The organism is Arthrobacter bambusae (assembly GCF_030812595.1).
In the GTDB taxonomy this organism is placed as follows: Bacteria; Actinomycetota; Actinomycetes; order Actinomycetales; family Micrococcaceae; genus Arthrobacter; species Arthrobacter bambusae_B.
The window spans coordinates 64,993-84,161 of sequence record NZ_JAUSSZ010000008.1; the positions used below are offsets into that span (position 1 = coordinate 64,993).

General features: G+C 63.7%; 13 protein-coding genes. 10 read left to right on the plus strand and 3 right to left on the minus strand.

Features of this window, described 5'->3' with window-relative positions; genetic code table 11:
• Positions 1-215: 215 nt before the first annotated feature.
• Both nac and J2S96_RS12165 read left to right on the plus strand, forming a co-directional pair.
• Positions 216-1,166, plus strand: a complete 951-nt coding sequence (nac, locus tag J2S96_RS12160) for a nitrogen assimilation transcriptional regulator NAC (RefSeq protein ID WP_306863591.1) — start codon at positions 216-218, stop codon at positions 1,164-1,166.
• Between the two features lie 122 nt (positions 1,167-1,288).
• Positions 1,289-1,531 carry a hypothetical protein gene (locus J2S96_RS12165; RefSeq protein WP_306863593.1) on the plus strand — a complete coding sequence of 81 codons (243 nt, stop codon included), beginning with the start codon at positions 1,289-1,291 and terminating at the stop codon, positions 1,529-1,531.
• Between the two features lie 141 nt (positions 1,532-1,672).
• Here the strand turns inward: J2S96_RS12165 and J2S96_RS12170 are convergent, their stop codons facing one another.
• On the minus strand, positions 1,673-2,368 hold the full coding sequence (locus tag J2S96_RS12170) for a 4-carboxy-4-hydroxy-2-oxoadipate aldolase/oxaloacetate decarboxylase (protein WP_306863596.1): 696 nt from the start codon (positions 2,366-2,368) through the stop codon (positions 1,673-1,675).
• A gap of 45 nt (positions 2,369-2,413) precedes the next feature.
• Positions 2,414-3,622 carry an aspartate transaminase gene (locus tag J2S96_RS12175; protein WP_306863599.1) on the minus strand — a complete coding sequence of 403 codons (1,209 nt, stop codon included), beginning with the start codon at positions 3,620-3,622 and terminating at the stop codon, positions 2,414-2,416.
• Positions 3,623-3,757: 135 nt separating this feature from the next.
• On the opposite strand from J2S96_RS12175, the gene J2S96_RS12180 reads away from it, so the two are divergent.
• The 4 genes from J2S96_RS12180 to J2S96_RS20215 all read left to right on the plus strand — a co-directional run bounded on the left by J2S96_RS12180 (position 3,758) and on the right by J2S96_RS20215 (position 9,237).
• A complete protein-coding gene (locus tag J2S96_RS12180; RefSeq protein ID WP_306863603.1) occupies positions 3,758-4,519 on the plus strand; it encodes a hypothetical protein in 762 nt (253 codons plus the stop codon).
• A 146-nt stretch (positions 4,520-4,665) separates the two neighbouring features.
• Positions 4,666-6,846, plus strand: coding sequence for an amylo-alpha-1,6-glucosidase (locus tag J2S96_RS12185; protein WP_306863606.1), 2,181 nt, complete (start codon positions 4,666-4,668; stop codon positions 6,844-6,846).
• 215 nt (positions 6,847-7,061) lie between these two features.
• The gene (locus J2S96_RS12190) at positions 7,062-8,441 is read left to right on the plus strand and encodes an MFS transporter (protein ID WP_306863608.1); all 1,380 of its coding nucleotides are present in this window, start codon (positions 7,062-7,064) and stop codon (positions 8,439-8,441) included.
• A gap of 640 nt (positions 8,442-9,081) precedes the next feature.
• Complete coding sequence (locus tag J2S96_RS20215) at positions 9,082-9,237, plus strand: GNAT family N-acetyltransferase (RefSeq protein ID WP_370873101.1); 156 nt, start codon at positions 9,082-9,084, stop codon at positions 9,235-9,237.
• Here J2S96_RS20215 and J2S96_RS12195 read toward each other — a convergent pair.
• Positions 9,227-9,511 (minus strand): sigma factor-like helix-turn-helix DNA-binding protein, encoded by a 285-nt coding sequence (locus tag J2S96_RS12195; protein WP_306863610.1) that lies wholly within the window; start codon positions 9,509-9,511, stop codon positions 9,227-9,229. The genes J2S96_RS20215 and J2S96_RS12195 overlap by 11 nt on opposite strands.
• A gap of 133 nt (positions 9,512-9,644) precedes the next feature.
• Here J2S96_RS12195 and J2S96_RS12200 point away from each other — a divergent pair, with 133 nt between their 5' ends.
• The 4 genes from J2S96_RS12200 (at position 9,645) to J2S96_RS12215 (ending at position 19,025) form a co-directional block, all read left to right on the plus strand.
• Positions 9,645-10,679 carry a LacI family DNA-binding transcriptional regulator gene (locus tag J2S96_RS12200; RefSeq protein WP_306863611.1) on the plus strand — a complete coding sequence of 345 codons (1,035 nt, stop codon included), beginning with the start codon at positions 9,645-9,647 and terminating at the stop codon, positions 10,677-10,679.
• Positions 10,680-11,207: 528 nt separating this feature from the next.
• Positions 11,208-16,502, plus strand: coding sequence for a beta strand repeat-containing protein (locus J2S96_RS12205; protein ID WP_306863614.1), 5,295 nt, complete (start codon positions 11,208-11,210; stop codon positions 16,500-16,502).
• Between the two features lie 87 nt (positions 16,503-16,589).
• Entirely contained in the window at positions 16,590-17,036 is a 447-nt protein-coding gene (locus J2S96_RS12210) for a hypothetical protein (RefSeq protein WP_306863617.1), read from the plus strand.
• A gap of 750 nt (positions 17,037-17,786) precedes the next feature.
• Positions 17,787-19,025 (plus strand): hypothetical protein, encoded by a 1,239-nt coding sequence (locus J2S96_RS12215; protein ID WP_306863620.1) that lies wholly within the window; start codon positions 17,787-17,789, stop codon positions 19,023-19,025.
• Positions 19,026-19,169: the final 144 nt, after the last annotated feature.

Sequence of the window (19,169 nt, forward strand, 5' to 3'; positions counted from 1 at the left end):
TTCCAATAAACTGTTGCCCTGCTTATGCATAAAAGATATGCCGCCATCAAAATCGGCGATGGCTCGACGGGGATAGAATGTTCTGGTCATTGGAAAGTCATCTGCAATTAACCTATGCCCGAGACTCGGATCACACAAAGACGTAATGCCTGTCCCGCCATAGCGCCAACGTATGACCCCGCATGCTTTGCCGTCCCCGCTGAAAGAGGAGCGCTATGGACACCCGGAAGCTGGCGTACTTCGTCAAGATCGTCGACTCAGGAAGCATCACCAAGGCCGCCGCCGCCCTCCACGTGGCCCAGCCGGCGCTGAGCCAGCAGGTGTCCGCGCTCGAAACCGAGTTGAAGCAACGACTCCTGATCCGGAGCAAGCAGGGCGTGGAGCCCACGGCGGCCGGCCATACCCTGTACCGGCATGCGCAGACCATCCTGCGGCTCGTGGAGCAGGCCAGGATCGACGTGGCAGCTTCAGGAGCGGCGCCTTCCGGCCGCGTCTCCATAGCAATCGCCCCCTACAGCATGGCATCAAGCCTCACACCGCGGATCATCAGCGAGGTAGGCCAGCGTTACCCCGATATCGTGCTGCACCTGACCGAGATCTACGGCGGCGTCCTCAGCGAGGCCATCAAAAACGGGCGGCTCGACATGGCACTCATCTATGAACCGGGGCCCATCCGTGGGGTGCAGTTCACCACCCTCATCCTCGAGGACCTGTACCTGATCGTGAACTCCCGGCGGGAACTTCCGGTAGCGGCGGAGGCCGGCATCATCACCCTGGACGAAGTGGCTAACATCGGACTCTTCCTGCCGGAACAGATCCACACCCTTCGGCAAGTGGTTCAGGCGGGCATCGAAAACAAGGGCCTGAAGCTGAAGCTGGTAGGCGAAGTGGAATCGGTCCCCTCCCTCACCAGGCTGCTGCGTACGGACCTCGGGGCGACCATCCTCCCAAAGTCGGCCGCGGACGCCCTGTTCCACGAGGAGGACTTCCGGGTCCTGCGGATCGTCGAGCCGGCACTGCAGTGCAAAATCGCGCTGTGCACCCCCGACCACGAGCCCCTATCCGAAGCCGCGTCCGCCGTCCTGCTGGTGCTCAAGGAAATGTTGCAGGAAATACTTCGGACTAAATATTCCCCGCTCCCCGCCACACCGCCCGCGGAATCATAAGCAGGCCTTATCAGGTCACGCCGCTTTAGTCTTATTCAGGGAATCGCGTAAGTTCTAGGATAAAAACCATAAAGATTTCGCCAAACGCGATAGCACGGCAACAAATCCCCTGGAGCCCAGCCATGAAGAAAATCACCAGCCCGCGGTACCGGAATGCAGCCGAAAGAAGAATCCCGCTGAAAGCCAGCACCGGCTCGCACTGCCCCGCCAACGGTTTTTGGCGTCCCGAGGACGGGCCCGCCACCGAGCCCGTCTTCGTGTTCGAGGGAAGCATAATGCCCTCGGGCAAGCGCGGCTCCACCATGTGGTACCTGGACGACACCCAGGTGGGACCGCCCGTCCACGTGCTGCCCGGCATGAACTGATCGGCTCATCGACTTAAGACCGGCAAGAGGCAAGGCCCGGAGTTCCGCAAGGAACCCCGGGCCTCTTCGCTTAAGCGTCGAATGGCTTGAGCCTGGAATGCTGGGCACTTGTCGGTGCCGGCAATCGTTGGGAATGGGTGGCTACAGGGCTGGCTCCAGTTCGGCATCCTCCACCAGCAGGCCTTTGGCCTTCAAGACGTCGGTCAGCTTGCACAATTCGATGGTGGTGCCGCCTTCCTTGTAGCGGCGGATGAGGTCGTCCTCAGCGTCGACGCGTGCCTGCGACAGCTTAATGACTTCCTCGATCTCATCCTTGCGGACCACCACCACACCGTCGGCATCACCCAGCAGGACATCGCCCGGGTAGACAATCTCGTCGCCGAACACCAGGGGATGGTTGATGGGACCAATGGTTTCTTTGACCGTCCCCTTGATGCAGACGCTGCCGGAGAACACCGGCAACCCGAGTTCAATCAGGTCCTTGGTGTCGCGGACGCCGGAGTCGGTGACCATACCGGCCAGGCCTTTCGCCTTCATGGCGTTGCCCAGGACGTCGCCGAACGTCCCGGCTTCCTCGTACTCACCGGCCGCCACCAGGACAACGTCGCCCTTCTGGGCGTAATGGATGGCCACCTGAAGCATCAGATTGTCCCGGGGCGCACAGACCACGGTGACGGCGGGGCCGCAGAAGGACATGCTGCGGTCGATCGGCTTGATCTTCGAACTCAGTGCACCTTTGCGGCCCTGTGCTTCATGCACCGTGGCCGAGGAGAACTTGGAAAGCCGCTGAACGGCATCTTCGGAGGGCCGGTCGAATTTCGTTTTGACGTGGATCATGGGGTGCTCCTGTTATTGGAAAGCGTGGGCAAAGTAGTGGTTGGGTCAGGCCAGCGCCGTGACGGCCTTTTCGATGGCGGCGATGGATTCCTCGATCACCGGGAGCCCGGTGGCATAGGAAATCCGGAAGTAGGGGCTCATCCCGTACGCCGAACCCTGGATGACGGCAACAGACGCCGCTTCCAGCAGGTACAGCGTGAAGTCCTCGTCGTTGGTGATCTCCCTGCCATCGGGCGTCGTCTTGCCGATGACCCCGGCGCAGTTGACGTACGCGTAGAAGGCGCCTTCCGGCGTCGCGCACTGCAGGCCCTCGACCGCGTTCAGCCCGGAGACTGCCGCATCACGCCGTTCGCGGTACACCTCCACGCTTTCGCGCACGAAGTCCTGGTCTCCCGTGAGTGCCGCGGCGGCAGCTGCCTGGCTGACCGACGACGGACAGGAGGACATTTGGGATTGCAGCTTGTTGATGGCAGCCACCAGGGGCGCCGGTCCGCCGGCGTAACCCAGCCGCCATCCAGTCATCGCGTAGGCCTTGGAGACCCCGTTGGTGACCAGCACCCGGTTCTTAAGCTCAGGGGCAACGGCCACGAGACTGGTGATGGGCCCGTCGCCGAAGTGGATCTCGTCGTAGATCTCATCTGTGAGGACGTAGACGGCAGGGTGGTCCTTGAGGACGGCAGCCAGGTCTGCCAGTTCTTCGCGGGAGTACACCGCTCCTGTGGGGTTGGAGGGCGTGTTGAGGATGACCCACTTGGTGCGCTCCGTCAGTGCCCCGGCCAAGACCTCAGGGGTGAGTTTGAAACCGGTGTCCCCACCACAGGAAACGATGACGGGGGTGCCTTCGTTGGCGAGCACCATGTCCGGGTAGGAGACCCAGTACGGTGCGGGGATGACCACCTCGTCGCCTGCATCGAGGGTGGCCATGAATGCGGTGAAGATGACCTGCTTCCCACCCCCTCCGATGGTGATCTCGCCGGGCGCGTACTGCTGGCCGGTTTTGCGCTGCAGCGTCTCCAGGATGGCCTTTTGCAGTTCAGGCGTCCCGGTGACTGACGTGTACTTGGTTTCACCGCGGCCGATGGCTGCGATGGCAGCGTCCTTGATGTGCTGAGGCGTGTCGAAATCCGGCTCGCCGACCGTCAGGTCCAGGATCCGGCGGCCCTCGGCTTTGAGCTCCCGGACACGGGCCGCCGCGGCAACGCTGGGTGAGGATTTGATACGGGTTACGCGCGAAGCGGGCACGAATTCAGGCATGGTCTCTTCCAGGCTTCCGGTACGGGTGAGGTTGGTTCATTCGAGCCTAGGGAAGGAGCCACCCTCTTGGATAAGACCTAAAGTGCGTGGGCAGATAAGCAGCCCTTATGACGGAGCATCCAGAACTTTCACCTATTGCTCCACGCACTTTCGGTATTGCCTTCCGGGCGTACCGGCGGCGTAACCTGCAAGGTGGATAACGGGCCCAATGAAGGCACCCCGCTGCGCGACGTCTTCCAGGCCGGCGGGGCAGACCGTGGGAGAGGTACCCCTGCCGCCCGGAAGCGCTGGCACGGAAACATCAACGGAGACGGAAACACCAACGAAAGACAAGGAGCAGTGGTGCGCGGTAGAGAGATTCGCGAACGGATACCTCCGCGTACGGCCGGCACCCGGACGGGCGGGCACGGCGCGGCGGCGTCCCGGTACCGGGGCGTCCCGACGCCGGACACCGCAACAGCCCGCGCCCAACAAGCCCTGGCCACGCTGGCCCAGCTGCGGACGACCATCGCACTTCGGTCCAGCAGGGTGCGTGCCCTCACCACCGAGCTGGGTGACTGCATAGCCCAGGCACTGCGCGACGGCGTGAACGTTGCCGCCCTCGCAGAGGCCGCCGGCCAGCCTGCCGGCAGTATCCGGTCTGCCGCCGTGGCACGCGGTGAGCTGTATCCGTCGGGCCAAACCCGCAACGGGCATGTTCACATCATCAAAGAGTTGGCCACGGAGCTGGCGGCAGCCGAAGGCGCCCGGAGCGCCGCAAAAGAAGAACGCACGCAGGTACTGGCCCTGGCCAGGAAATCCCGACTCCTTGATGACTACCAACTTGCCGGGGCAAGCGGCCTGAAGTCCGACGAGATCCGCAAGATGACCAGAGGCGTCGGATTGCGTGTGGCCTAGCTAGGACTAGTGGGCTGTGTGTCTTTAGCTTCGTGTCTGCGCTCTGGCGGCGGCCGGCAAGCAAGCGTAGCGTCTTTTTCGAAGAGGCCGCTGCAAGCACGGTGTCTGCTTTTCGGCGCTTCGGTAAGTCGCGGAGGAGGCCAGAAATGGCGGGGTGGAATGCGGATACCGCTGCCGGTCCGATAGGGGCTGGCTCCGTGACGTTGGTCGAGGGCTCATCCTTCTGCATTTCGGCATCCAACGGGGATATTCAGGCCGACCGTCCGCACGGCCTCTTCGTGGCCGACGTCAGGATCCTTTCAATCTTGCGACTGACAGTGGATGGACAGGCGCTTGAACCACTCACCGCGGAGATAAAGGAGCCGTACCGTGCCACGTTTGTAGCTCGGATTCCCCGGTCCGACGGCTACGCGGACAGCCCACTTATCGTGGAACGGCTGCGGGAGGTCGGGGCCGGCCTCCAAGAACAGCTCACCGTCCACAACTACTCCCAGGAACCGGCCGAGTGCCTCATCGTCCTGGAAATAGGTGCCGACTATGCGGACCTCTTCGAGGTGAAGGAGGCACGCATCCGGCGACAGTGGGAGGAAAGACGAGAAGCCGACGACGGCATGCTCACCATTCGGGGCAGTTGGCAGGACGTCCGAAAAGGCACCGTTATCCACCTACCTGGCGCCGACATTTCCGGTAACACCATCCAATATCGGGTGTCGGTACCCGCTCATGGGCAATGGCGCACAGTCCTGACCGTTCTGCCCACCGGCGATGGAGTCCAGGCACCGGCCTTCGCCCATTCCGAGGGGGCTAGCCTGTCTCCCCGAGACCGCCGCCACCGGGAGTGGGTGGCGAAGATCCCCGTGCTGCAGGTGGCCAACCGCTCGGTGGAACGGACCCTGCGCCGCAGTTATGACGACTTGGGCGCTCTTCGAATCGAGGACCCCGACCATCCGGAGCGCGTTGTCGTAGCCGCCGGGGCACCCTGGTTCATGACCCTGTTCGGAAGGGACTCCTTGTGGGCCTCGGTGATGGCCATGCCGGTGGACCCATCCCTGGCGTTGGGCACGCTCCAGACCCTCGCCGACCGCCAGGGCACGGTGGTGGACCCCATGACGGAAGAGGAACCCGGCAAGATCCTCCACGAGGTCCGGCTTGATGTCTCCAGCGGCCTGTCTCTGGGCGGCAAGTCGAACTACTACGGCAGTGTGGACGCCACTCCCCTGTTTCTGATGGTGCTTGGGGCCGTGAGCCGTTGGGGGTTCGCTGCGGACACCATCAAGGCCCTCTTGCCCCACGCCGACCGCGCGCTGGACTGGATCGTGAACTACGGCGACAAGGACGGCGACGGCTTCGTTGAGTATCAGCGGCTCAATGACCAGGGACTGATCAACCAAGGATGGAAAGACTCCTGGGACGGCATCAACTTTGCCGACGGCAGTCTGGCCGAGCCTCCAATCGCGCTCTGCGAAGTCCAGGCCTACGTATACGTCGCCTACCTATCACGGGCATGGCTGGCCTACGACGCCGGTGACATGGCCTTGGGCGACAGCCTCACCGATCGCGCGGCGCGGCTAAAGAAGCAGTTCAACGAGCAGTTCTGGATCCCCGAGCGCGGGTACTACGCCATCGCCCTCGACGGCAGGAAACGGCAGGTAGATGCCTGCGCCTCCAACATGGGGCACTGCCTGCTCCAAGGCCTGATAGACGAGGACAAAGCCCCGCAGGTCGCCGCGCATCTGATGTCCCCGGAAATGTTCAGCGGCTGGGGCGTACGCACCTTGGCCAGCAACATGGGAGCCTACAACCCGGCCAGCTACCACAACGGGTCCGTCTGGCCCCACGACAACGCCATCATCGTCGCCGGGCTCCTCCGGTACGGTTTCGTCGCAGAAGCGCAGCGAATCGCCACCGGGATGATGGACGCGGCAGAGTTCTCCGACGGCCGCCTCCCGGAATTGTTCTGCGGCTTCAGCCGTGACCATCTGGCCACTCCGGTCCCGTACCCGACGGCATGCTCGCCGCAAGCGTGGGCAGCCACGGCACCCATCCAGATCGTGTCCAGCCTGATGCGTTATGACCCTGTCGTGTCAGCCGGTGGAGTCTGGCTGGATCCCGTCCTTCCCGAGTCCTTCGGGGACTTGCACATCTCCAACGCCCCGCTTGGCAACGGCCGCATCACCATCGACATTGCCGACTCCGTCCCGTCCGTCGAGGGACTGCCCACGGGAATGGCGCTTCACCGGGGACACCGACCGTGGATGTCCGAACTGGTTGAGGAAGCGGTTCGGCGTCGTGGAAATAGTCGCCCCGCATCAAACCCTCACCGTTAAAGGTCCATAACGAATCGCTATGTAGGTACATAAAAGCGGACTTTGTGTGACGCACACCGCAAACGTTAACTTGATGTTTGGGGCCGGTCCGCAAAGCCGTAAACGACTTGCGAGAGAGCTCACAGCAGGACCAACCGGATATTCCACTTGAGATCTATTTCCGAGAGCCCAGGTGTAGCGGCAACCGGTGTTCACCCATCACCAATGGAGACGAAATGACAGAAACCACACTTCCCAGGAAGACCCCGGTCAGGGCCGCCGTCGCGGCCTGGATCGGCACGACGTTGGAGTACTACGACTTCGCGGTGTACGGCACCTCGTCGGCGTTGGTCCTGAACGTCCTCTTCTTCTCCCCCGAGCTGCCCCAGGGCATCAGCGTGCTGCTCGCCATGATCACCTTCGCGGTCGGCTACGCGGTACGCCCCCTCGGCTCCCTCATCCTGGGGCCGCTGGGCGATCGCCGGGGGCGCAAGTTCGTCATGATGATCACACTGTTCGGCATCGGCGGCTGTACGTTCCTCATCGGCTGCCTGCCGACGTACGCCCAAATCGGTCCTCTTGCTCCGATCCTGCTCGTGCTGATCCGCGTCATCCAAGGACTGTGCCTTTCCGGCGAGCAACCCAGCGCCATCACCATGAGCCTGGAGCACGCTTCCGAGGGCCGTCGCGGTTTCCTCGCAAGCTTCACCACGTTGGGCTCCTCCTCAGGAACGCTGCTCACCCTGCTGGTCTTCATCCCGATCGCCGCTATGCCCTCGTCGCAGTTGCTGTCCTGGGGTTGGCGGCTTCCGTTCTGGGCCTCCGCCGTCGTCGTCGTTGCTGCATACCTGATCCGCCGCCACATCCAGGAGCCACCCGAGTTCGTAAAGCTCGAGGCCGCCAAGGTGAACGTTGCCCCCCTCAGGCATCTTCTGCGCTTCCACTGGCGCGCGGTGCTCCGGATCGTATTCTGCGCGCTCATCGCCGGTACGAGCTACATGATGCAAACCTTCTCGGTAGCATTCGGGACCGCCGGATACAAGCTGGATAAGCCGACCATGCTCCTGACGACCACCGTCTCGGCAGTGATCGCCCTCGGAATCACGCCCCTGGCAGGATTCCTTGTGGACAAGATCGGCCGCAAAACGATGTTCCTCATCGCCACGGGCGGCGTAGGCATCACAATGGTGCCCTACCTGTGGTCAATCACGACCGGCAACTGGCCGCTGATCTTCCTGTTTGGCATCATCAACTACTCCCTCTTCTACTCAATGGTTAACGCGTCCTGGCCCTCGTTCTTCGCAGAGATGTTCCCCGGCCGGCTGCGCGTCTCCGGACTCGCCCTCGGCACCCAGATCGGCTTCGCCATCTCGGGCGTGATCGGCCCCGTTCTCTCGACAGCACTCGCTGGCCCCGATCTGAAAGATTGGGTTGGGCCGTCAATGGTCGCGCTCGGGTTCATGGTCCTGGCAGGAATCTCAGCCCTCACCGCCAAAGAGACCAAAACGTACACCCTCAAGGAGCTCGACGAGGTGCAGCAGGGCGAGCGGGAGACTGCCGTCCTCACTGCCGCGACCGTGTCCCCAAGCACAGCTAGCCAAGGCCTCGCTGGTTAGCCTGGAATGCAGAAGTGACGGGTGATCGCATCTGAGCTGATCGACAACTAGCTACGGGAAGACCTCTTAGTTTGGTGGGTACCACCGAACTAAGAGGTCTTGCCGTGCCGCCGGTAATGCCCGCGTGGCACAGGTTCCTCCACGTCCAGGGGGAGGTGCGCAAGCCAGACGTACACCCCAACCTGACGTCAAAACCGTCTGACAAGGGAAAACACGGAATGTGGACGGGGCTCCCACTGGTCTCCGCGCCCCGATCCAGGCACCATATGGGACATAGCCGCCCACGGCTACAAGCGGACCCCATCAAGTCCAGATCCTTTCGACTATTACAGGGCTTCCGCAGTCCGATTTCCTTCCCCTCCGACCGCCATGATGGGATCTGAGAACGTCATGAGCCACTGTCCGTGTCACCGCGCCTTCTTTGTGAGTCGAATCCCAACCAGGCCCACGTCGACTTCGCCAAACGCCACTCAAGCACCCATACGACTGAGCTGCGGGGTCACCCGTCGGACGCATCCGCCCGTTTTTCGGGATTGCGGTAGGACGAACCCTGCACCGGCGGACTGCGCGTTCACCCCGGCATCGGCTTCATCCTCGCTGAAATCGGCGGATCGCCGATCGGCTGCTGCGCCATCCACCACTGCCCGACGGAGCCGCCGAACTCAAACGCATGGCCGTCGCACCACAGGCACGCGGCCGCGGGATCGCCGCCACCCTGCTTGAGCACGCCGAAAAACCGCCACGGCTCTCGGGCGTCTCCGGTGCGCGTTGCGCAAGTTTGGTGATCAGCTCATGAATGCCCCGGTGACGGGTTCGGAGATGGCGGCGTGTGCTTCGCGCAGGCTCGTCCGGGCACGGACGAGGAGGGCCGAGACGGATTGGGGTGGCAGGCCTGTCAGTGCGCCGATCCTGGAAGGGGATTCACCCATCACCTCGGCATGCCAAAGGACGGTGCGCCAGAGCTCCGGAAGAACCTCCATCGCAGAGGCGAGGTTTTCGTGCTGGTCTGCGATCTCCCCTTCGGGGTTACGGAGGGCACCGTCGACAAGTCCTTGGTCCAGGGCCTCCACTGCATCCTCCCCAGATCCACGACCGACGATGTGGCTGCAGGTTTTCCAGCCCGGCCCCCATTTCGGAAGCGCTTCCGAAATTCTGATCGGAAGCGCTTCCGATGTCAAGGGGATACAGCTGTATGCTCGCTGAGTGACTATTCATGCGGCGGCGAGCCTCGCCGATGTTGCTCGGCGCGCGGGGGTCTCCCTCTCAACTGCCTCCCGGGCCCTGAACAACGCTTACGGGGTGTCCGTGGGTACCAGGGCACGCGTCCTCGAATCCGCCCACGCCCTCGATTTCGTTGTTTCTCCGGACGCGCGGCGGCTGGCCACGGGGACCACTGGCCGGGTAGCCTTGGTCGTTCCGCACCTCGATCGCTGGTTTTTCGGCCAGATCACTTCCGGAATCGAGCGCGTTCTCTCCCAGGCCAACCTTGATGTGCTTCTTTACCACGTTGACGATGAGCAGCACCGACGCGAGTTCCTAACCAAGCTCCCGGCGCGACGGAAGGTGGACGCCGTTGTTATCGTGGCGTTCCCCGTGACCGAGGAGGACCAGACCAGGCTCGAGAAGATCGGCGCTAAGATCGTCGCAGCCGGATCCCGTTCGAATGCCTACCCCAGTGTGGGGATCGACGACTACGCTGCCGGACGGTTGGCCATGGACCATCTGCTCTCCCTCGGACACACCAGGATTGCCATGATCGCCCTGCGCAACCCGGACCAGCCGGACTGGTCCACAGACCGCGACCGCGCCCAGGCCTACCGGGACGCACTCAACGAACATGGCCTTCCAATGGACCCGGATCTCGTCCGGGAAGTCGAACTGGTACCCGCCGACGCAGCCGAGGCCATCGGGGACATCCTCGACACTGCAGCCGAACCGCCCACCGCTGTGTACACTCATGCCGACGAACTTGCCTTCGGCGTGCTGCGCATCCTGCGCAACCGCGGGCACCGCGTACCAGAGGACATCTCCGTCATCGGGATCGACGACCACCCCATGGCCGAACTCCTCGACCTGACCACCATCGCTCAGGACGTGAGGGCACAGGGAGCCACTGCAGGCAGGCTCGTCCTCCAGGCACTCGGACTTGAACCCGCCGACCCGGGCATAGCAACCACGTATCCGATTAGCCTCATCCTGCGTTCAAGCACCGGCAGAGCCAGAACCACCGCCTTATAGGAACAAGGGAACGCTCGATTCCCTGAGGCGGGAACCGCACCCCAACCGGCATCCCGATCGGGCCCGCGGGTCGGGACGCAGAAAGGCGGTACCCGGCTGAACGCACTTTCCGCCAGGTACCGCCTCTTTGGGGGAGCTTCGCGGGTGTATCACGTCCGCTTACGCTATGCGGGGCGCCCGTCCTTTGGCCTGGGGGTGGCCGCCGGACGCTGGCCTGGAGAACCAAGCTTGCCTGCACACACATCCAACCGGCCGTCGGCCGTTTCGTGACGCGAGGGCTTAGAGCGTAAATGTCCGCGCCGGCGCTTAGCTGTGCCGGATCAACTCCCCGGCCGGTCCCGGCCCTGCCCAGATTTCCGCGTCACGATTCCGGTTACGGGCCGTTTATTGCATGTACTGACCGAATTTTCACCGCCCGGCGTGCATCCTTGCCGGTGTGCTGGTTCGGCATGTGGCCGCAGGCTCCTTACAGAGCTACCGCAGCTGACCGGTCCGAAAAATGCGTGGGAGCAGACGAGGGGAACTAGCATGGGCACCGAATCCAACGAGTTGCGTGGGCGGCGGGGACACCGCCGCACTGGTATCAAGAGCCTTTTGCGACGTTTCATCGCACCGGCCAGAGGGCTACGGGTTCTCGCGGGAGTTCTTGCAACGGCCCTTGTCGCCTCGATCCTTGGTCTGGGGGCGGCGATCCCAGCGAAAGCCGCTTCGGTTGCGGTGCATGAGATCGCCGCGAACTGGGTGGGGAATCCGACGACGGCGCCGTTCGGGTCAGCTGTGATGTCGGAATGGCACATCAGCACCAACGACGCCACGAATCCGCAGGCCAACAATCCGGTCAATAATGTGCGGGTTACCCTCACTGCGACCAATGGCGTTTTTGCCAGCATCCCTGCCGCCTGCAAGACGAGCGGCGTCACCCCGGTCTCCTCGATCTCCGCCAACGGTTCGACCCTGGTCTGCAACATCGGGACCGTGAAGGAGGGTACGGCTTCGGTGATTCAGGCGCCCGTGCGCGCCACCGGTCCGGTCGGCTCGAAGGTGTCCGTGTCGGGAACCGCCACCTCGGACTCGGCCACCGCCCCGACGGCGCCCGCGACGACCCCCGGGCTGCCGATCACCGGCGGCCACGGTATGGATCTGGTGATTAGTGCCGCCAGCGACCAGCAGATCACCATGGCCAGTCGCTCCGGCGGCAACCGTCAGACCATCGCCGTCGACTACGGCATCGCTATGACAGCTGGCAGTATCCCCGGCCCGTCGACGTATACCTTCAGCGTTGACATCGCTGTCTCACCTGCCAACCAGCTGCCCGGTTTGCAGTGGGAGGGCTGCACCCCGGTCGACAACTCGGGGACGGCGCTCGGGATCCCCTACTCCGCCTCGACCTTCGCCGACCGCACAAACGCGCCGACATGCACGATCAGCGGCAGCGGCACTCATTACACGATCACCGTGAGCGGTCTGGACTACTCGATGCAGCACGTGCCGGCCAAAGACAGCCTCGGCAACGCGATCCCGTCCACGACGGAATTCATCGCCTCCGGCAAGCTCAGCTTCAGCTATACCGCGCCGGTCACGCAGAATACCGGAGTGACCTTCACGGGGACCCCGACCCCGTTCACGTTCGTTGACGGGGTCACGCAGCCGGAAACCAATGCCAGCAACGACGTCTCGAGCACGACCCTCATTGTTCCGGGGATTTTCTCGGACAGTTGGCAGGGCGGCCCGACGGTCGGCCGTTCACCGTGGGATGCGAACCTATTCGCTGCTCCGGGCTCGGCCCAGAACAAGACCCTCCCTTGGCCCGCCGCGGGAACGTCGACCAATCCGGGCCCATACTCGATCAACGACCAGCCGCTAGCCAGCCTGGCCGACAGCGTTGCCTGGTCTTGGTCCGGCTACACCGGCCCGGGCGGCGCGGATCTGGCCGGATCGTGCAGCATGGTTCAGAACCCTACCGCGTTCACCGCGAGGTACGTGGACGTTCTCGCGGCCGATGGCGGAGCCAACTATTCCAAGATGACAACGGCGCACGTCTGGTACCGCACGGACGCCCTCAACACCAAGACGGAGACCTGCGGCGAGCCTGTCGGCGTCGCCGGCAGCCCTTGGATCGCTGCACCCTTTCCCGCTGGCTGCGCCAGCCTAACGGCGCTGGTTTCCCCGGCATATTCCGATGATCAGTGCCTCATTACCCTCCCCGCTGGTGTGACGGCGGTGAAGATGACGTGGAACCCGGCCGTGGACAAGCAGGTGCATCACTTTCTACGAGTGTGGGGCTATGTGCCCCCAACGGCGCCGATCGGTGCGGAGTCGTGGACCGTCGGCGCCTTCAACATGCCCTCCGACCCCGCGCTCGTGTTCGGGCCGACCTGGCCGAAGCTGAACAACTACATCAACGTCAGCACCAGCCCCGCTGTCACGGCCGTCATCCCGGGCAGCGTCTATGGACCGAACACCAACGGCTTCCGCGACGCGATGCGTATTCAGGGCCCGACCGGCGTGATCACGAAGTCGACGCCGAGCACGACGGCGCAGCCGGGCGCGCCAGTGACCTACAACCTGACGGCCGAGGCAGATCTTGCCGTGCAGAGCCCGCCGAACCAGACCTTCACCGTCACGGACACCCTCCCGGCCGGCATGAGCTACGTGGCCGGATCCGGCACGCCCACGCCAGTCATCTCGACGAACAGTTCCGGCCTGCAGATACTCAGCTACACCTTCACGAACGTGACCGCGAACACCCCTCAGCCGATCACATACCAGGCCCAGATCCCCGCGAACAGTTCGGTCGCGCCCGGCACGGTGCTGACAAACACTGCACAGGTCGACGTACCCGGCGATAACCGCCCGGTCTCTGCCCGGCAGGCGACGGCGAATGTGACGGTTCCGAACAACGGCGCAACCAACCTGGGCAAGTCGGTCGAGGCGAACACGCTCTCCTTCTACGGGGACTCCTCGGCCTGGGACCTGGTCGTCAATTCCCAGGACCCGGTGAACAACCCGTACACGGACACGATCGATATCCTGCCGAGCAAGGCCGATGGCCGCGGCACCACGATCGACGGCGCCTACACGGTCACGGGCGTAACGGCCGTTGCCGGAGCCACCGTGTACTACAGCACCGCCGCCGCGGGATCGTTGAATAACGATCCGCGGGATCCTTCCAATGGCGGTACCCCGGGAAGCATCACCGGGAACACCGCCGGGTGGACAACGGTGAAGCCGGCGAATCCGACCGCCGTGCGGATCATCGGCCCGGCCCTGGCGCCGGGAGCCAGCCAGAACATCCGCATCGCGTTCACCACGCCCGCAGGCACGAGTTGCACGGCACCGGCCGCCACGGACAACAAGCCAGGACAGATCCTGGTGAACTCCGCAAACAGCATCGCCGGGCACACCGCGTTGCCGATGCTCTCGTCCGCGACGACGACCATCGGTAACTGTTACGCCCTGGATCTGAAGAAGTATGTCCTTGTGAAGGGCGGCAATCCGAACCCGTCCGACCCGGCAACCAACCCGTCGTGGCTGGACGCCAACACAGTGGCGCAGTATCCGCAATACGCTGCGGGAGATACGGTCCCGTTTGAAGTGATTGCCACGAACAAGGGCACCGGGACACTGAGCAACATCACAGTGTCGGACCCGAAGGCTCCGGCCTGTGGGGGGACCATCGCCAGCCTCGCGCCGGCAGCAACCCAGGTCTTCAACTGCCAGCTCACCGCCGGCGTCGGAACCACGGTGAACACCGCCTCAGCCTCGGTGACGCCGCCAACCGGTCCGGCACTGACCACCAGCGACCCGGCCGGTTTCGTCGTACCCGCCCCCTACACCGTGACCAAAACCTCCGATGCCGGAGCGATGGTCACCACCGGTACCGTGGTCCACTACACGGTGACAGTGACCGAACCGGCCACCAGCGCCGCCCCGTCCCTGAACCCCTCGATCAGCGATGACCTCTCCAGCGTGCTGGACGACGCCACCTACAACAACGACGCTGCGGCGTCCGCGGGCGGAACGCCCACCGTTACAGGAAACACGCTTACATGGTCCGCGGCGAGCATCATGCCCGGGCAAACCATCACCATCAATTACTCGATGACAGTCAACACCCCCGATACCGGTGACAAGGTACTGAAGAACACCGTCGTCACCCCGCCAGGGGCCAGCAACTGCCCGACAGGCAGCACCGACTCCGCGTGCACCGTCACTGTCCCGGTCCAGGTTCCCGGAATCGCGCTGGTCAAGAGTGTGGCGGAGACGGCGTTGAGTGTGGGCGAGACCCTGCATTACAGCCTCGTCGTGACGAATACCGGTAACGTGACACTGGCCAATGTTTCGGCCGCCGAGACCGCGTTCACCGGCTCGGGCACGGCACCGGCCCTCACCTGCCCCGCGGGTGCGGCGTCGCTGGCTCCGGGGGCGCAGGTCACCTGCGCGGCGACTTACGTCGTGACCCAGGCGGACGTGGACGCGGGCAAGATCAACAACACCGCCACCGCGACCGGCACCCCGCCGGCAGGGCCGGCTGTCACCTCGCCTCCTTCGAGTGCGGCTGTGCCGGCAACACAGACCCCGGGACAGTCGTTTACGAAGACCGCTGATGCTTCGGCGGTGGGTTCCCCGGCGAAGGCCGGGGACGTGATCACCTATCATTTCTCGTCCACGAACACCGGCAACGTGACCCTGACCAATGTGGGGATCACGGATAACCTGGCGGGACTCTCGGCCCTGGTCTACACCTGGCCCGGGACCGCAGGGACCCTGCTGCCAGGCCAGAGCGTCACCGCCACCGCCACCTACCACCTCACCCAGGCCGACATTGATGCCGGGCACGTGGCCAACACCGCGCTGGCCTCCGGTACCGACCCGGGCGGGAAGAGCACCAACACCCCGCCCTCCAACACCGACACCCCGCTGCCCCCGGCCCCGGGACAGTCGTTTACGAAGACCGCTGATGCTTCGGCGGTGGGTTCCCCGGCGAAGGTCGGGGACGTGATCACCTATCATTTCTCGTCCACGAACACCGGTAACGTGACCCTGACCAATGTAGGGATCACCGATAACCTGGCGGGACTCTCGGCCCTGGTCTACACCTGGCCCGGGACCGCAGGGACCCTGCTGCCAGGCCAGAGCGTCACCGCCACCGCCACCTACCACCTCACCCAGGCCGATATTGATGCCGGGCACGTGGCCAACACCGCGCTGGCCTCCGGCACCGACCCGGGCGGGAAGACCACCAACACCCCGCCCTCCAACACCGACACCCCGTTGCCCCCGGCCCCGGGACAGTCGTTTACGAAGACCGCTGATGCTTCGGCGGTGGGTTCCCCGGCGAAGGCCGGGAACGTGATCACCTATCATTTCTCGTCCACGAACACCGGTAACGTGACCCTGACCAATGTGGGGATCACGGATAACCTGGCGGGACTCTCGGCCCTGGTCTACACCTGGCCCGGGACCGCAGGGACCCTGCTGCCGGGCCAGAGCGTCACCGCCACCGCCACCTACCAGGTCACCCAGGCCGATATTGATGCCGGGCACGTGGCCAACACCGCGCTGGCCTCCGGCACCGACCCGGGCGGGAAGAGCACCAACACCCCGCCCTCCAACACCGACACCCCGTTCATGAAGGTGCCGCCTGGTCCGGTTACCGAACCTCCGGCTACCGCGCCGCTGGCTGCGGATCCATCGCCATCGGGTCCGGTGGACCTGGCATACACGGGAGCCTGGCTGTTGGGTCTGCCGCTGGGACTGGTGCTCCTGCTAGGCGGAACGTTCTTCCTGGTCGCAAGCAAGAGGAGGCGTTCGCGCCACTAACGGTTTGGCCCGCAGGTTTAGATGCACTTGCGGGCCAGGCCGCCCCCCTTTCCCGTCTCGCACAAACGAAAGCGCTGTACTCTTCCGATGAAACCATTGATTATCAAAATGGCCCCGATGGTCCTGCTTACCCTGGCCGTGGCCGGCTGTGGCGGCGGTGACGGAAACCCCTCCGGTCCTGGCACATCAACGGCCGGAGCCGTAACTACCCAGGACCCCGGGTCAGGGAATAAAGTCGCGTCGAACCCCGGAACAGGAATCATCAACAGCACCAACATGAAGTCCTGTAACACTAAGGAAGGCAAAGTCTCGGCAACCGGCACAGTCACGCTCCCTGCGGACGCAAAGGGAGTAGTCAAGGTATCGGTGAGCTGGGTCGACCCCAAAACGTCCTCAGTGCTGGCCCAAGCATCCCAAACCATCACGGACTTCACGGCTGGAAAACCTGCTGACTGGTCAGTTGCCACGGACCTGGGCAAAGCCCCCGGCGAGGTCCACTGTGTCCTGGGATCCACAATCCTGCCAGCCGGCTAACAGCCAGGCCAGCGAAACCCATCCGAGCACCTTGAACGTCAGTACGGGACCCCCAATTGAGGCCGCCTGCGCCCCTTTTCCGTCCAAAGGGTTCAGCGGCCGGTGCCACCTCCACATGGGACCGGCCGCTGAAACGAGCCCCCTCGCCGGAAGGGACCGTCCTCTTGCCACAGAGGAGGGTGAGCGGCGCGGCGCTCCCTGGGGCAGGTAGTAGTTCAGACTCGATCTTGCCACGCGATGAAAGGTCGGCCCTAGGGTGTTGCGGTAGAAGACCACCAATGTCGCGATTTGACGCCTCCAGGTTCCACCGTGGCTTTGGCTGACGTCTTTCGGGTGGAAGGTCGCGTCACGATTACCGATTCGGGCGGTTTTAATCACTGGTTCCTGTAGAGGATTCGCGTTGGTTCCACAGTGCGGGATCGGCGGAGTCATGGCGATGAAGGGCGGGGTCTGCGAGGTCCCGCCCTTCACGTGCGTTCGCGGGCTCCCCGTACGTAGGGGAGATGGATGACATTGTGCGGGTGGATCCAGAAGAGTGCAAACAACAAAGGCTCCTCATTAAGGTTCCCTTCTGCGCCGAAGACTGCGCACCACCGACATGGTCCCGGGAAACCGCACCGCCAGGGACGCCACGACCGCTCCGGCGAACGCGTGGCCTCGGGTCCTGAAGGAGCTTTTAAGTAGGACGTCCAGATTTTCGTTAGATCTCTAATTGATGGAAGAAGAGGTGGCTTTTTGAGATTCAATAACTTGAGATTCGCGACAGTAGCGATCCTTGGTGCCGGGCTGTTGCTCTCGGGCACGGCGGCGGCCAACGCGGCAGGGAACCCTGTCTCTGGTGTGGTGGATGTTCCGTCCGTAGTGACGATTGCTCCGGGTCAGTCCGGCGTGGTGCCCTGGACGGTGAAAAACACGTCCGGCAATGGTTATGGCAGTGGCGGTGCCGGTGACACGGTAGTGTTCACCGCACCCGGGAACGCCACGTTCCCGGCACAGGCGAGCGTGCCCGCACAGTATTCCGCCGATAACGGCTCGACCTGGGGGCTATCAAACATCGTGGTGAGTGGATGTGCGGTATCCAACGCCGGCCACACCTTGACCTGCGCGGCGACCTATAACTCCCTTGGCTGGAGCCCGGGCATCCTGGAACGGTTTAATCCCACGGTGACAGTCGACCCGGCCGCACCTGCCGGTGTGACCCTCGGTGCGGGCAACGGCGTGTTCCACTACAGCCCAGCCGGATTCGCAGCCACGGACATCACCGCCTCCTTGAACATCAACACCCCCGCACGTGTCTCTGGTGTGGTGGATGTTCCGTCCGCAGTGACGATTGCTCCGGGTCAGTCCGGCGTGGTGCCCTGGACGGTGAAAAACACGTCCGGCAATGGTTATGGCAGTGGCGGTGCCGGTGACACGGTAGTGTTCACCGCACCCGGGAACGCCACGTTCCCGGCACAGGCGAGCGTGCCCGCACAGTATTCCGCCGATAACGGCTCGACCTGGGGGCTATCAAACATCGTGGTGAGTGGATGTGCGGTATCCAACGCCGGCCACACCTTGACCTGCGCGGCGACCTATAACTCCCTTGGCTGGAGCCCGGGCATCCTGGAACGGTTTAATCCCACGGTGACAGTCGACCCGGCCGCACCTGCCGGTGTGACCCTCGGTGCGGGCAACGGCGTGTTCCACTACAGCCCAGCCGGATTCGCAGCCACGGACATCACCGCCTCCTTGAACATCAACACCCCCGCGACCGCCAACACCGGGACACCCGCGAGCCCTGCTCCGGCGAACCCGGCCCCGTCAGCTGGTTCAGCCTCGCCGGTTTCGGCGAGTGTAAATCCGCATGCGGGCGATATGGAATCGTTGGCTTACACCGGTGCCGGTGGTGTCGGGCCGGTGGCCATCTGGGCCGGCATAGCATTGCTCGCGGGTATCGCGATCGCGTTCATGGCCGCCCGGCGAGGCAAGAGACACGGATCTGAGTGAGCGATCGTTTTCGGTCGTAGGTAATTACATATTGAAGGGACCGGGTGTTTGTGGCATTGGTTGAAGTCACAGCACCCGGTCCTTGCTCTTATGAGGTGTGTGGTTGCTCCCACCCGCCGACTCTTACTAGCCTCGACCCTGCAT